General features: G+C 50.7%; 18 protein-coding genes and 1 pseudogene. 17 read left to right on the top strand and 2 right to left on the bottom strand.

Annotated elements, in window-relative coordinates; genetic code table 11:
• Window positions 1–381: 381 nt before the first annotated feature.
• Both ACGF49_RS01715 and ACGF49_RS01710 read right to left on the bottom strand, forming a co-directional pair.
• The gene (locus ACGF49_RS01715; RefSeq protein ID WP_387489172.1) at window positions 382–648 is read right to left on the bottom strand and encodes a hypothetical protein; all 267 of its coding nucleotides are present in this window, start codon (window positions 646–648) and stop codon (window positions 382–384) included.
• Window positions 620–1735, bottom strand: a pseudogene (locus tag ACGF49_RS01710) (phosphoadenosine phosphosulfate reductase family protein). The gene ACGF49_RS01715 and the pseudogene ACGF49_RS01710 overlap by 29 nt, the downstream one beginning before the upstream one ends.
• A gap of 268 nt (window positions 1736–2003) precedes the next feature.
• Between ACGF49_RS01710 and ACGF49_RS01705 the strand changes: the two are divergent.
• From ACGF49_RS01705 to ACGF49_RS01625, 17 genes are all read left to right on the top strand, one after another.
• Window positions 2004–2612 carry a hypothetical protein gene (locus ACGF49_RS01705; RefSeq protein ID WP_387489169.1) on the top strand — a complete coding sequence of 203 codons (609 nt, stop codon included), beginning with the start codon at window positions 2004–2006 and terminating at the stop codon, window positions 2610–2612.
• Between the two features lie 64 nt (window positions 2613–2676).
• On the top strand, window positions 2677–3066 hold the full coding sequence (locus ACGF49_RS01700; RefSeq protein WP_387489167.1) for a hypothetical protein: 390 nt from the start codon (window positions 2677–2679) through the stop codon (window positions 3064–3066).
• A 2-nt stretch (window positions 3067–3068) separates the two neighbouring features.
• On the top strand, window positions 3069–3590 hold the full coding sequence (locus tag ACGF49_RS01695) for a hypothetical protein (protein WP_387489165.1): 522 nt from the start codon (window positions 3069–3071) through the stop codon (window positions 3588–3590).
• A 96-nt stretch (window positions 3591–3686) separates the two neighbouring features.
• A complete protein-coding gene (locus tag ACGF49_RS01690; RefSeq protein ID WP_387489162.1) occupies window positions 3687–4088 on the top strand; it encodes a hypothetical protein in 402 nt (133 codons plus the stop codon).
• On the top strand, window positions 4078–4392 hold the full coding sequence (locus ACGF49_RS01685) for a hypothetical protein (protein WP_387489159.1): 315 nt from the start codon (window positions 4078–4080) through the stop codon (window positions 4390–4392). The genes ACGF49_RS01690 and ACGF49_RS01685 overlap by 11 nt, the downstream gene beginning before the upstream one ends.
• Window positions 4393–4454: 62 nt before the next feature.
• A complete protein-coding gene (locus ACGF49_RS01680; protein ID WP_387489156.1) occupies window positions 4455–5240 on the top strand; it encodes a hypothetical protein in 786 nt (261 codons plus the stop codon).
• The gene (locus tag ACGF49_RS01675; RefSeq protein WP_387489154.1) at window positions 5240–6199 is read left to right on the top strand and encodes a S49 family peptidase; all 960 of its coding nucleotides are present in this window, start codon (window positions 5240–5242) and stop codon (window positions 6197–6199) included. Before ACGF49_RS01680 ends, ACGF49_RS01675 begins: the two co-directional genes overlap by 1 nt.
• A gap of 15 nt (window positions 6200–6214) precedes the next feature.
• Window positions 6215–7075 (top strand): DsbA family protein, encoded by an 861-nt coding sequence (locus ACGF49_RS01670; protein WP_387489151.1) that lies wholly within the window; start codon window positions 6215–6217, stop codon window positions 7073–7075.
• Window positions 7076–7173: 98 nt separating this feature from the next.
• Complete coding sequence (locus ACGF49_RS01665) at window positions 7174–7593, top strand: ParB/Srx family N-terminal domain-containing protein (protein ID WP_387489148.1); 420 nt, start codon at window positions 7174–7176, stop codon at window positions 7591–7593.
• 38 nt (window positions 7594–7631) lie between these two features.
• On the top strand, window positions 7632–8087 hold the full coding sequence (locus ACGF49_RS01660) for a hypothetical protein (RefSeq protein ID WP_387489145.1): 456 nt from the start codon (window positions 7632–7634) through the stop codon (window positions 8085–8087).
• Between the two features lie 205 nt (window positions 8088–8292).
• Entirely contained in the window at window positions 8293–8544 is a 252-nt protein-coding gene (locus tag ACGF49_RS01655) for a hypothetical protein (protein WP_036813069.1), read from the top strand.
• Window positions 8544–8786 (top strand): hypothetical protein, encoded by a 243-nt coding sequence (locus tag ACGF49_RS01650; RefSeq protein ID WP_036813071.1) that lies wholly within the window; start codon window positions 8544–8546, stop codon window positions 8784–8786. Before ACGF49_RS01655 ends, ACGF49_RS01650 begins: the two co-directional genes overlap by 1 nt.
• A 248-nt stretch (window positions 8787–9034) precedes the next feature.
• The gene (locus ACGF49_RS01645) at window positions 9035–10069 is read left to right on the top strand and encodes a DNA-methyltransferase (protein ID WP_387489384.1); all 1035 of its coding nucleotides are present in this window, start codon (window positions 9035–9037) and stop codon (window positions 10067–10069) included.
• 13 nt (window positions 10070–10082) lie between these two features.
• Window positions 10083–10532 (top strand): hypothetical protein, encoded by a 450-nt coding sequence (locus tag ACGF49_RS01640; protein ID WP_387489142.1) that lies wholly within the window; start codon window positions 10083–10085, stop codon window positions 10530–10532.
• Window positions 10514–10825, top strand: a complete 312-nt coding sequence (locus ACGF49_RS01635; RefSeq protein ID WP_036813075.1) for a hypothetical protein — start codon at window positions 10514–10516, stop codon at window positions 10823–10825. Before ACGF49_RS01640 ends, ACGF49_RS01635 begins: the two co-directional genes overlap by 19 nt.
• A 173-nt stretch (window positions 10826–10998) precedes the next feature.
• Window positions 10999–11784 (top strand): ParA family protein, encoded by a 786-nt coding sequence (locus ACGF49_RS01630; protein WP_036813076.1) that lies wholly within the window; start codon window positions 10999–11001, stop codon window positions 11782–11784.
• Between the two features lie 3 nt (window positions 11785–11787).
• Complete coding sequence (locus ACGF49_RS01625; RefSeq protein WP_387489138.1) at window positions 11788–12975, top strand: ParB/RepB/Spo0J family partition protein; 1188 nt, start codon at window positions 11788–11790, stop codon at window positions 12973–12975.
• The last annotated feature ends 47 nt before the right edge of the window (window positions 12976–13022 follow it).

Here is a 13022-nt window from a genome sequence, read left to right as displayed (position 1 = left end):
CCTCTGTTTTTCAAAGATTTTGTGGAAAAAAAAGGGGTTCCGTGTGGATAACGGTGGATAAGATCCAAAGGCATGTGGGAGCGTTGCACGACAACCTATGGGAACACTGCACGTAACTATGTGGGTTCGTTGCACGGAATAAAACAGGAAAAGATAACATTGTCAGTGGGTTAAGGTACTTTTTAGAGCGGCTAACCTGTCTTTAACCGCTTTTAATCCTTTATACAAAGATCTAAAGATCTTTATATTTATCCTTATGATCGTTGAACAGAAAACAATCAACATTGTTTTCTTAGAAAAAAGTCTCACATATAAGGCCGAACAGGACGAGTATCACCAACAATACGAGCATCCACAGAACAAAGTAACCAGACTCGTACATCACAGCTTTGATAGCGGAAATGACACTGACCGATCTTCCAGAGATCCTTCGAACGATCCACTGAAACGCAACGAACCAAGTCCGCAAAGCAGCACTACCACCACAGAGATAAGAGCATGTTCCCTCAGGATAGACTCACTCAGGAAACCATACTGCATCCCCAGTAATGCGAGCCTACCAATGCCAAACCCACAAACACCAAAAGAACAAAATCCAACATTGCAACCTCTGCACAAATCAATCAGAACCACAGGACTCTCGGCCAAATGCGCCACCAGGGAGAACCCACTTTTGCCCCTCTGGCACAAAGATCGGGAGCGTATAATCTTCTCTGGATACCTGCTCCAATGCCTCAACATCACTAATCTGTATCGGCGAAACAGTAGAACCTAAATCTATGACGTCGATTTTTTTTCTTGATACCGTCACACCAAAGGTTTGCTCATACTGAGCAATTTTCCCAGCTCTATCAGGCCAGTAGTGACGGATCGTGGACCAGATGCGCTGTGAGTTGTAGATGCAGGTCATGCACGACGACCGGCTCCAACCAAGGCAATAAGGAACTGGAGCCAGGATGCGGTGACGCTCAATCACTTCCCACACCTCCTCCTCAGTCCAATGAAGAACTGGCCTCCAAGCATCCACTAACCGTGCAGTCTTCCCATATCTTCTGTCACAGGCGTGAGCCTCAAGCTGGTTGTACTTGGATCTGTTTGCACTTTCCTCCCGGCGCTCACCAGTGATAAAAAGGATCTTCTTCCCTTTGAAGCGATCTTGGTTATTAAGAGCTCTGCGGCCAACATCAATCTTCAAGGCCGATGAACACCACCTTGTTTGCAGTGACGGCGACTGTTGGGGAAAACGAAGACGTGTACCAGGCTTAGAGCGATTATGGTCTCTAGGCAGCACTAGAAGCCCCTCAGGCGTTTCTACACGATGGGGGTGGCTGTAGGTGTTCTCCTTGAGCATTTCGCCCTCAAAACCGCCCTCAAGCCACGAGAAGTACATTGGGATACCCAATTCCTCCCCGAGCTGACGGCAGTAATCGTGCATGAAAGCCCAATCCATAAGCGAACTGCCCTCCTGACCATCAACATCATGGTGTCAGAACTCCACTTTTGACTTATCAACACCTATGTCCACCAGCCGCAAATACGCAGCTATCGAGTCCTTCCCTCCGGATAGGCAAACAATGATGTGGTCGTACAAACTCAAGTCCACATCCGGGGCTGAAAAGTACGTTGTTCTATCGTCACAAAGCTGATTGGAGGATATGCCGGTAAGGACCGACTCCAGGGATGGCACCACCACTAGGTCATCGAACAAATCTCCTTGGTTTCCTCGTCTAAACATAAGTCGCTCTTTTTACTTTACTGGGTTGTTTTTATATATTGTAGTATTATAAAATGATACTATGAAAAGTAAAGTTTTCAGAACGACTAATCACTCAGGAGAACTTGATAAGCACCAGAAAGCAATCTAAAGGTGGTTTTTCAGTGAGGTTAGCTCAGGAACAACCTACCGCTGTTGATTGAAAATCATCAATAAGTGGTCTTTTGGTGGGGTTACAGTTTGAAGGGGTGAGTATGTGGGAACGTTGCACGGTTAAAGGGGGCCGCACATGAAAACGATAAAGCGGTTCATCGTATGGGTGAATTATGGCCTTGAGGGTTGGAGCATTCTCGGATCGAGCGATGACTGGGATGAGGCCGTATCCATCCGTTCGGAAGCGATAGACGAATGCAATATTGATGAGGATGACATCATCTTGGCAGAAAACAAAAACGAGCTGGTGGTGAAACCTGCGGCCAAGCAGATGACGGAGTGGCACCGGGAACTGGAAGCTGTCCTTATGACCTTGGATGACTGCCAGATGGAATGTGACAACATGACATGGGCGGTAAGCCACCTACTGAATGAAGCGGGTGTCCCGCACGACTGCATGTATGGCTTTGTGCGAAACGAACATACCAAGGACATCGTGACACCGCATTTCTGGGTTGTCCTGGATGATGGGTGGCTGGTGGATCTAAGGCTACGTATGTGGCTTGGCGATCACGACAACATTCCTCACGGGGTATTCCATCCCGATAACGAACCAGGATTCTTCTACAAGGGAGACCCGGTTCAAAACCATAAAGGGATGAGGCTGGGCAAAGCTGTCCTGGACATCATGACCGACGGAAAACTTTCACATGTGAAAGTTCCTGAACGACAAGACGGAGAGTAATAGCGTGGAATTTGATTACGACAAGTCAGTGTCAAACGCACATCTTGAGGCTGCTGGCTAGGGTATGGATGCCTTTAACCACTCCAACCCATTTGAGAGTCATGTCATCTATGTACGTGACTACCGCAACGATCACATCCGTCTGTTCACTATCAAGCAGGCTGACTTCGACACGATAAAGCTGCCTCTTCACCTTACCTCCGACACGCTGGCTCCTGCCTTGGTTGGTTATACCAAATCAACAGAAACCTACCGGAGCTGGCGGAGAGTGTCTGGAGCAACAGAGCGATTGCACATGGTCATCAATATCTACGCAGGTTCTGGATTGCTGAGACCTTTCATCGCTCGGGCTCCTGAGACCGTCCTGACGACCCAAGAGGTACTGGTCTTCTCATCACAGGTTAAGAACATGGATGTATCCAATCATCCTGAGTGGTTTAGGGGCCGGAGGTAGTCATGAAGGCAGTTCTCTGGATATTCGTCCTGATCATCGCCCCTTTCGTCATTGCGAAAGTGGACCAGTGGCGCAAACGCGGCATTGGAGACACCTGGGCGTGGTGGAAATCAGAGAACATGCCTTATGAGCTGCGCTCGGCCACTCTGTTTTTGTCCGAACAGGACGTATCAACCACACAGCCGGTGCCCATGCACGGCAGGGTTGACCAGGTGTACCAAACCAAGAATGGGGTTCTCATTCCCTTGGACACCAAGCTACGCCAGGTAAACCACATCTATGAGTCGGACATTATCCAGCTCTCGGTTTACCGGGTAATTCTGTCACACAAGTACAAGGCACCCGTTGCCAAGTACGGCTATGTCCGAACCGTTGTTGAGACAGCGGACGGGGATAGAGTCCGTTACATCAAGACAAACCTTCTCAGCGAAAAAGAAGTGGTCAAGCTGTGGCACCGCTACCAATCCATCCGTTCTGGTCAGGTAAAACCCTCCTGTTCCTGTGGCGGAAAGTTTCACATGTGAAAGTTCTGGATTGAATTAGGGTTGCCCGAATTGGGCAGCTAGGCGGGGTTGCATTTTTGAAAAGTCCTGTACGCTGGTTGGTATAGGAGGTGAATAGTGGCCCAGCTTAAACATAACCGCTTCGTCATGTTGGGGTCCTTGGTAGCGACTGTCGTAGCTGCCGCCAATGGTTTGAGTTTTATCACCCTTATGGCTGGTGGAATGACCCTTCTCCAGTTCATGGCTTGGAAGCAACAAGATGCTGTCCGGAGCCGGTTTAGAGCTGCGAAGGATGCGTTTGAAGCGTTGAACGTCATTGCGTTCGACAAGCTCTGGGCGGTGCAAGTTCTGGCCGTAACCAAAGGTGGGATGTGGTTCGCAGTGGACCTGCAAGTGACCGGCACTGATAAGGTTCAGATGCTTAGCCTCCACCAGCTTAGTGAAAAGGCAGCAAAGACCATACTGGCCTTCGACCTCGAAGTGTATGAGAGATTTTTCGGAAAACCTGATGTTGCATGAGGACAATGTGATGGAAAAAGTCAAAAGCGTAGATGCCGTGGAGTTCACGGCAGCAGATAAGAAGGCGATGACCTATGCGGCATACGCCCAGTGTTTCTTCATTCTGGCCCAAGTGATGGCATTCCCTTCCCTGGGGATGGCTGGCGCTATGGTTGCTGCTCTGTGCGGCATGATGCCGTGGTTGACCAAGTTCGCCAAAGAGGCTCCATCGAAAGCCTTTGGCATGGTGATGGCTTCACTCTGCCTGGCTCCTGTGTACGGGAAACTCTGTGAGCTGGTGGTCCACGCGATTCAGGGAGCTTGAGCTTATGGGGGTAGTACGAGTTCCCTACCTCTTGGCTGAGCTGAAAGAACGCGGGTGTGCTGATGAATCTGCTCTGGCTCAGGTTATGCAGCCAGGATGCCGGATTGGAGAGGAAGACCTACGGAAGTTGGCCGCTAAAAGTGTCCGAGCTGGCACCAGCGCCAGAGAACGCGGCCAATACCCGGTTCAAAGCAAAGCTGAGAGGAGGTTTGGCCTCCTTTCTTTTTGAGTACGACGGCTGTTTCCGACATGCCGAAGGCTCCAGCCATGCAGAAATGTTGGGTATCGAGCAAGAAGACGACATTGGTCTTCCGAGTCGAGCTGCTGACGCCATGCTCCTGGAGAAGACGCTTTACCAGGTAATCGCTCGGGCTAAGTACATGCTTAGCAAAATCGACAGCAAGTTTGTCAGGTCAGAACAAGAGATCGAGTTCCGGGAGCAACTTGCACCGGGGATCTTCAAGCCCGGACACAGAGGTTTTCGGTTCAAAGAAGCCGCCGCAGGGGATTTGCCTACCGTACTGATTGACGGTCGGAAGTTTAATTGCGTTGCCAGCATAGCCAGAGCGCATGGACTTGACCCAGTAACTGTGCGTAGGCGCATTGCGGAAAAAGGAAAGGCCGCAGACAAGCTCACCAATGATGAGTGGAAACTCATCCTCGCCAAGAAGAAAGGTAAAGGAAAACCCTTCACCTATCTGGACAGGACCTACAGCAACGTCGCGCAGTTCTGCCGGGAGCACAAGCTCAACACCAACCTTGTTTACCAGAAAGTCAAAGAACGGGCTGATAGCGCTGATGAAGAGTTCTGGGGACAAATTATCGAAACATGCAAAAGGAAAGACTAATGGCTGAAAACAAAGAGATCCCCTGGGAGAAAGAACTCATCGAGAAATACATGTTCACCCTCCACAAAGAGCAGGTGAAAGACCGCCGCTGGCGGACCATGATCCGTGTGCTCAGGGCTTCGGGTTTTGTGCTTCTCATGATCGGTTTCATCATCTTGGCATCTAATCCAGGTGGGATGCCGTGGCAAAGCGCCAAAGTGGGAGCCCCTCACACAGCGTATATCAACATCCGTGGCGAAATTGCTGCTGGCACACTTGCAGATGCTGATCACCTTATCCCGTCCATTCAAGCTGCTTTCAACAACCCTAACTCCCAAGCCGTCGTGCTTCGGATCAACAGCCCTGGCGGAAGCCCTGTTCAAGCAGGGCGAATTTATGAAGAAGTGAAGGCGCAGCGAGCTTTGCATCCGGATAAAAAGGTCTACGCAATCATTGATGACATTGGTGCCTCAGGCGGTTACTACATCGCCTCTGCGGCGGATGAGATTTACGCTGATCGCTCCAGTCTGATCGGTTCTATCGGCGTTATCAGCTCTGGGTTCGGGTTTACCGGCTTGATGGACAAACTCGGCATCGAGCGCCGGGCTATCACCTCCGGAGAGCATAAAGCGCTTCTCGATCCATTCTCCCCTCTTACCGCTGACATGAAGACGTTCTGGGAAGGCGTTCTATCAAAAACCCACCAGCAGTTCATCGAGCGAGTGAAAGCAGGTAGGGGTGATCGACTGAAAGACGACCCAGAGGTGTTTTCTGGATTGCTCTGGAACGGTGAACAGGCCAAAGAGATTGGTCTGATTGATGGACTGGGTAGTTTGAACTCCGTGGCGCGAGATGTCATTCACCAGACCAGTATGGTGGATTACACACCAACCGAAGACATCATCCGGAGACTGACTCAACGAGCCAAGCTCGAAGCCAGTTCTTTTGTGCAAGAACTCAGCGCTGTGAAAGTTTACTGATAGGAGCAGTTTGACATGACAGAACAAAGCACCAAAACGCTACGCCTCGGGGTTGTTGCCTCCGTTCTTTTGGGACTCGTAGGAACCGGCCTCGGCATTTACCAGTTCGTGAAAGAGAAGGAGCTGGCGCAAGAAATCGCCAGCGTGAAATCTACGGTCAACCAGGTGAAGGATGCCGAAGGCATCACCTTCAAAAGCAAGGCAGAGTTTGAAGCTGCTGTGGCCGAAAGCATCAACAAGTTTATCGCGCAGAAACAACAAGCTGACATCGATCAGAAGTATGCCCAGTTCGAGGCTGCACCTGAAAAGGTCGAAGATGGCAAACACATCTATGGGGACCTTGGTGCTCGATTCACGCTGGTGGAGTTTTCTGATTTGGAGTGTCCGTTCTGTAAGCAATTCCATGACACACCGAAACAGATTGTGGATGCCAGCAAAGGCAATGTGAACTGGCAGTGGAAGCACATGCCGCTCGACTTCCATAACCCTGCTGCCCATAAGGAAGCTCTGGCCGCTGAATGTATTGCAGAGCAGAAGGGCAATAGAGGCTTCTGGGTCTTTATTAATGATGTATTCCACCGTTCCCAAGGTAATGGTCGTGGCGTTGATGACCTTGCTTCCGTGGTCACTGGTGTAGGCGCTGATCTGGATGCTTTCCGTGAGTGTCTCAGCTCTGGCAAGTACGAAGAAAAAGTTCAAGCTGACATCCAGAAGGCTAAGAGTTACGGCGTTAATGGTACACCTGCAACCTTTGTCGTGGACAACCAGACCGGAAAGAGCCAGCTCCTCGGTGGCGCTCAACCGGCACAAGCCATCATAGCAGTGATGCGAAAAATGATGATTGAGTCGGAGCAAGACGACTCAGCGAACAAATAAAACTTTCACATGTGAAAGTCTTGCAAGGTGTCTTTTTATTGTTTACAGTATCAAAAAGTGATTCTATAAAGTGAGCAAGTCACAAGGAGAACCAACGAATGGCTGCTATCAACTCACTCCGCGCTCTCAAAGGCGTAACCGCCCCCGAAGAACTGAAAAAGGGGGATGGATTCACTATTGCTCCCCAGCTTCTGCTGGAAGAAGAAGGGCTTAACACCCGTGGCGCTTTCTGCGAGAACTACTACGAGCGCCCTGACATCAAAGCTGGTATTCGAGTGCTGGCCGATGCCTACAAGCGTGGTGACTATGTTCCGCCGATCATCGTCAAGGTTATCGACGGAAAGGTGTATGTCCGTGAAGGGCATCGCCGTCGCCGCGCCATCTTGCTCGCTATCGAGGAAGGTGCCGACATTCAGTTCGTGCAGGTCGTGAGCATAAAGGCGATGAAGCTGAACAAAGCCTTCTCATCGCCACCAGCAACGACGGGCTCCCTCTTTCTCCGCTTGAGCGAGCGGTGATCTACGCTCGGCTTGCAAACTGGGGGTGGAGTGACCAGATGATTGCCCAGCGTGTTGGTCGTTCGGCTGAGCACGTTCGTATCGCCCGAGCCCTTCTGGAGATGCCTCTGGAGCTGAAACGGATGATTCAGGAAGGCTCAGTGGCTGCCACCTATGCTCAGGAGCTCTACAACGAGCACGGCACCAACGCTGTTGAGATCCTGAAAAAAGCGCAGGAAGATCAGGCCAATGCCAATGGCAATGGCGGCAAGAAGCCCCCGAAAAAACTGACCAAAAAGTCTGTCGAGAAAGGTCCCCGCCTGGGCAAAAAAGTGGTTGAAGTCATGCACCGAGGCGTGAGCTCTATCACCAGTCGCCTGGATAACATCAAGTCGAACGATGATGGGGAAACGTTCACCCTGACTCTGAGCCGGGAAGATGTCGATGCGTTTCAGGAGCTGAAAGCCAAGCTGGCGGAGCTGGAGCCCAAGACCGAAGAGCCCAATGAAGACTAGCAAGAGCTGGATCTGGCGGGTAATCAGTAATGGGGCGCTGTACTGTTGAGGATGCGATCCAGTTGCTGGAAGGGGGAACCATTATTGCGGTCGTACCGGCGTCATCCGGCGCTGGTGGTTTCCTCTATCAGACTTGAATCTGGACTGACAGTACAGTTTTCCCCTCCAGCGGCAGTAAGTATCAGTGTTCAACTCGCGGAGCTCAATGATGAACAGTGACCAGAAATCGTCTGAACTAGCCAGACTGAAGCGTCAGCATCAGCTAGTTTGCTCTGTCATCGCAACCTTACTCATCTGTGCAGGTATATATGGGACTGTTGCACGTTTGGGCTTAATCCTGATGGCACCATTGTTTGTTATGGCCTTAGGTGTGTTGGTCGATGCGTTCCTGCCAAAGGTAAGTTGGTTCTTCTGTGTGCGGGACGTGAGAGACATCTTTGGGTGGAGAAAGCGATAGTGGCGAAGTTGAAGGTCTATGGCGGGATCACTTATGGGGATGAGGGACAGCTCAGAACTGTCGTTGCGGCCACAAGTAAGAGTAAGGCTGCGTCAATTCTTAATATCACGGTTTACCAGATGAATAGCTGGTGGACAGAGACTTTTAACAAGAACGAGGTCGAGGCGGCCATGTCTGAGCCGGGGGCTATTTTTTCAAAGCCTCTCGATGGCAGAGGCCCATTTGTAAAGCAGGAAGGATGATTGTGAGAAGTGTTTTTGTATGGTTGAAGGCCGGGGCAATACTGGCTTTCCTATTCATCGGTATTGCTGGTGCTGCTAACAGGGTCTATTGGGTTAACCTGGTGGCCTTTCTACACTGAGCATGATGTAAAGAGCACCGAACGACCTCTGTGCTCAATAACATATTCCAGGGTACGGAGGGGCATGATGAGGTCAAGCGGAGCAAGCTGAAAAGACAGATACGCTGGTATCAGCAAACCCTCAAGTCGATGAACCTTCTCCAGAAGGTGGACGGCGAGCGGGGTGTCTGGGAGCTCTCAAGCAAAACCAAGAAGGGCCTGCATGAAGCGCTTGGTGGAGTTCGACTTGTCGCCTGTTCAACAAATCTTGGGCTGGCGGTGTGGTCAAACAACAAGAGCTTTTTCTCTGACCTCGATGAGCCGGTGCATCTGTGTGTGACATCTCCGCCGTTTCCGCTCCGGATACAGCGTGGCTATGGAAACGTTGATGAAGCCAAATGGGTGGATTTCATTACTCAGGCGCTCGAACCGATAGTCAAGAACCTGGTGCTTGGAGGAAGCGTTGTTCTGAATGTCAGCAATGACATCTTCGAGGCCAAGAGCCCCTCCAGATCTCTCTACGTTGAGAGAATGGTGCTGGCGCTCCATGATCGGCTCGGGCTGTCTCTCATGGATAGATGGCCGTGGATCAACCTGTCCAAACCACCAAGTCCAACCCACTGGGCTTGTGTGAACCGTTACCAGTTGTGTGCCGGATGGGAGCCTGTTTATTGGTTCACCAACGACCCTGACAGGGTGCGTTCTGACAACAGAAGGGTCCTGATCCCTCATACAGAGAAACATCAGAAGCTGATGGCCCAAGGCGGTGATAGTCGAGTGGTCAGTTATGGTGACGGGGCATATCGACTGAGAGGGAACGCATTCTCTAATGTCACGGAAGGACGGATACCGAAAAACGTTATCCAGCGCGGCCACCGTTGTGCGGATACGCTGGAGCTTCGGAAAATCGCTATAGAACTGGGTTTGCCACCGCACCCGGCAATGTTCCCAACAGACATACCTGAGATGGCTATCCGCTTCCTGACGGAAGAGGGCGACCTGGTTGTTGATCCGTTTAGTGGGTCGAATAAGAGCGGGTTGGCCGCAGAAAGGAATAACCGGCGCTGGATCGCTTGTGACATCATCCTAGAGTACATTCGCACCCAGGCGGAAATGTTCACCGGCTTTGATGGATTTTGGATGAACCCAGCTATAGCAACAGTGGGCGGTGGAGCTTTTAATTAAGAGAACAATACCTATGAGTTTAAGTTTTATCGCAAAAATCTTGCGCCAATTGGCAATTATGTTTGTTCTCTCCGTGCTTCTTGTGGCCGGATATATCTACCATGCTGGTAAACAACATCAGCAGGCAGCAATCAACTTCTGGGGTGAACAATACCAGCCTGATGCCATCTCGACGCAAATTGGTTGGGGGTTTATAGGTAACTGGGTTATTCCTCGCGGGGGGCCAATTATTTCTCCGGGCATTGCTGGAGTGTGCTCCAATACACCACTTCCCGTTGTGCCTCTTAAAATTGGTCCTGATGGCCGGGGCTACGTTCTCTGTGGCATTGGAAGTGAGGCTGTCGCTACCAGTTTTGATGTCAATGACATCCAGGATGAAGAGATACGAATCACATTAAAAACGATGTTTGAGGAAGAATTTGAAAAAACCGTTAAGGGGGATAAATGGACGCTCAAGAACTGAACCACATGATAGTTGAGGCCTACAGCCGGGATCTGCAAAAGCCTGAGCTGGTATCGTTCAAAGAGGTGAGTCGCTGGAGGCGTAAGTACGGTTTCCCTGTCGTATGCACCCTGGCCGATGAAAGTGAAGAAAAGCAGATTCACTGGGCCGCCAGTTTGCTCATTCAAGTTGCCGGTACTTGGCCGCGAGAAGATATGCCGGAATTGCTCACGCCGGAACGGGGCTCCGCGCTGTTCAACGATGCCAAGCAGTTATTGGCGAATGGCCTTGGGGCAGCAAGTCAATTGCGCTGACAGCACAAACCTTGTCAATACACGGCCTTTATGGCCGTTTTTTTGTTTCAAGTTTGTTTTAACAGAACCATAATTAGATATTGCAGTATCATTTTATGATCGCTACAATCTTTCACATGTGAAAGTTTGGGGGTGGTCTGGATCACCTGCAAGAAACCAAAATAGAGGTGGGTATGGCAAAAGTAATCAGCTTCGCCAACCAGAAAGGCGGGGTGGGTAAGAGTACCCTCTGTATCCAGCAGGCCTTTTATCTGGCGTTACAGAAGAAAAAGAAAGTGCTGGTCTTGGATATGGATGGTCAGGGGAACACGTCCTCTCGACTGGCCCCCAGACGAGAGCTTGAGGATGGCGACTACGAGCCTATCCTCACTGGAACCAAAACCGCAGAGCTGTTCGCTTACGAGCTGGACGGCATTGAGGTCATGCACTGCCCTTGCGGGGCTGACCTCATTCACACGCCGAAGAACGACCCGGATCTGTTTGAGATGGAGGCGGTGCCTCTTGACCAGGCTATGAATCCGGCTCGCCATTTGGCTGAACTGTTTGAGAACTACGACTACGTGCTGATTGATTGTCCGCCTAGCCTTGGCAGAAAGCTGGTGGCTGCGCTGGTGATGTCTACCCATGTGGCATGTCCTGTAAAGCTCTCCGGCTTCGCTGTGGACGGCGTAGAAGGTCTCCTGAACACGATTATTGGTGTGCGCGAGGTATACAACCAAGATTTGGAAATTTTAGGCATTGTGATCAACGACATGGACCGCTCTGTCAATCATGGCAAAGCCCTCAAGTCGCTTGAGAACACAGTTCCGGATCTGCTGTTTGAGAACAAAATCATGCACCGGCCTCCGCTCGATACGGCGACCACAGATGGCATCCCGGTCTGGGAATTGCGCTATGGGCATGTCGCGGCCAAAGAGGTTGAGGCGGTGTTGGAAGAACTATTAGAGAAGGTGGGCTAAGCGATGGCATTGAATAATTTAAAAGGCCTGTCCGAACTTGCTAAAGCCGCCAAAGGCAAGAAAGGCAAAGAAGTTCTTACCGTACCTGTTGATGACGTTGTATCCAAGGTCCAGGTTCGTAAGCGTTTCCATAACATTGAAGAGCTGGCGGCTACCCTTCTGACCGAGGGACAGCAATCTCCGATCATCGTGTTCCCGAAGAACGAAGAAGGCAAGTTCGTCATCCAAAAAGGGGAGCGGCGTTGGAGGGCGTGTAAACATGCCGGTATTGAGACCATCGACCTGGTGGTCAACGATAAGGTCCAGAGCAACCTGGACGAGACTGCGGGTGAGTTGATAGAAAACATCCAACGGGATGACTTGACGCCGGTAGAAATTGCCGAGGCCTTAAATCTGTTTATCGAAGATGGCTGGAAGCAAAAGGATATTGCTGACCGTCTCGGGAAGAATATCACTTTCGTATCTACGCATCTGTCGTTACTCAAGCTACCTGACTGTGTGCGCGAGTTGTACGATAATGAAGTATGTTCTGACACAGAAACACTGAATAATCTTCGTCTTTTGTTCGATCTGAACGAAGAAAGATGTCGCGCTGTCTGCGCTGTGGCTATGTCTGACGGGATTACCCGGAAACAAAGCCGTGAGCTGCTGAATGATGCCAAACGTATCAAAGACGAAATGGAAAAAGGCCCTCTGACTGGCTCTGGCCAGAATGATGAACCTGGCGCTGGCAACACCGACGAGCAAGCCCTTAACTCAGGCGGGGATGGTACGTCGGAACAAATCGGGAATGACGACCAGATCCCTGTCCAAGAGGAACTGGAAGGGGGTAAAAATTCCGATGGTCAGGACGATGATGACCAAGACCCAGACCCTTTGCGTGACGAAGAGGGTGAGGACAAAGATCCTGTCCAGCAGCCAGCTAACAGCGGCAAGAACAAAGATGAAGAAGGCGGTGATGCTCTTCCTCCTCTGCCGAAGGACAAGGAATGGAAGAACGTTCGGGCTGACAGTTTGATTTTTGCTGTCAACGTTAAACTGGATGGCGAGACCAAACGTGGAGTCATCATGACCGACCGTGTTGCTTTGGTTCCGTCTACTGTCTGGGTTAAAACGCTCGATGGCGAAGGCAAGGAAAAGCATGTTCATGTGCCTGTGTCAGACATTGAACTCCTGAGTGTCGAAGGCTAATAAAGGAGGCCCAGCCAGAGAGGTTGGGCCTGTCAAGAACAGGTGAA

Origin of the sequence: Photorhabdus sp. RM96S, assembly GCF_042879335.1 — a bacterium.
Classification (GTDB): Bacteria; Pseudomonadota; Gammaproteobacteria; order Enterobacterales; family Enterobacteriaceae; genus Photorhabdus; species Photorhabdus kayaii.
This window is presented reverse-complemented; position numbering and strand designations above follow the sequence as displayed.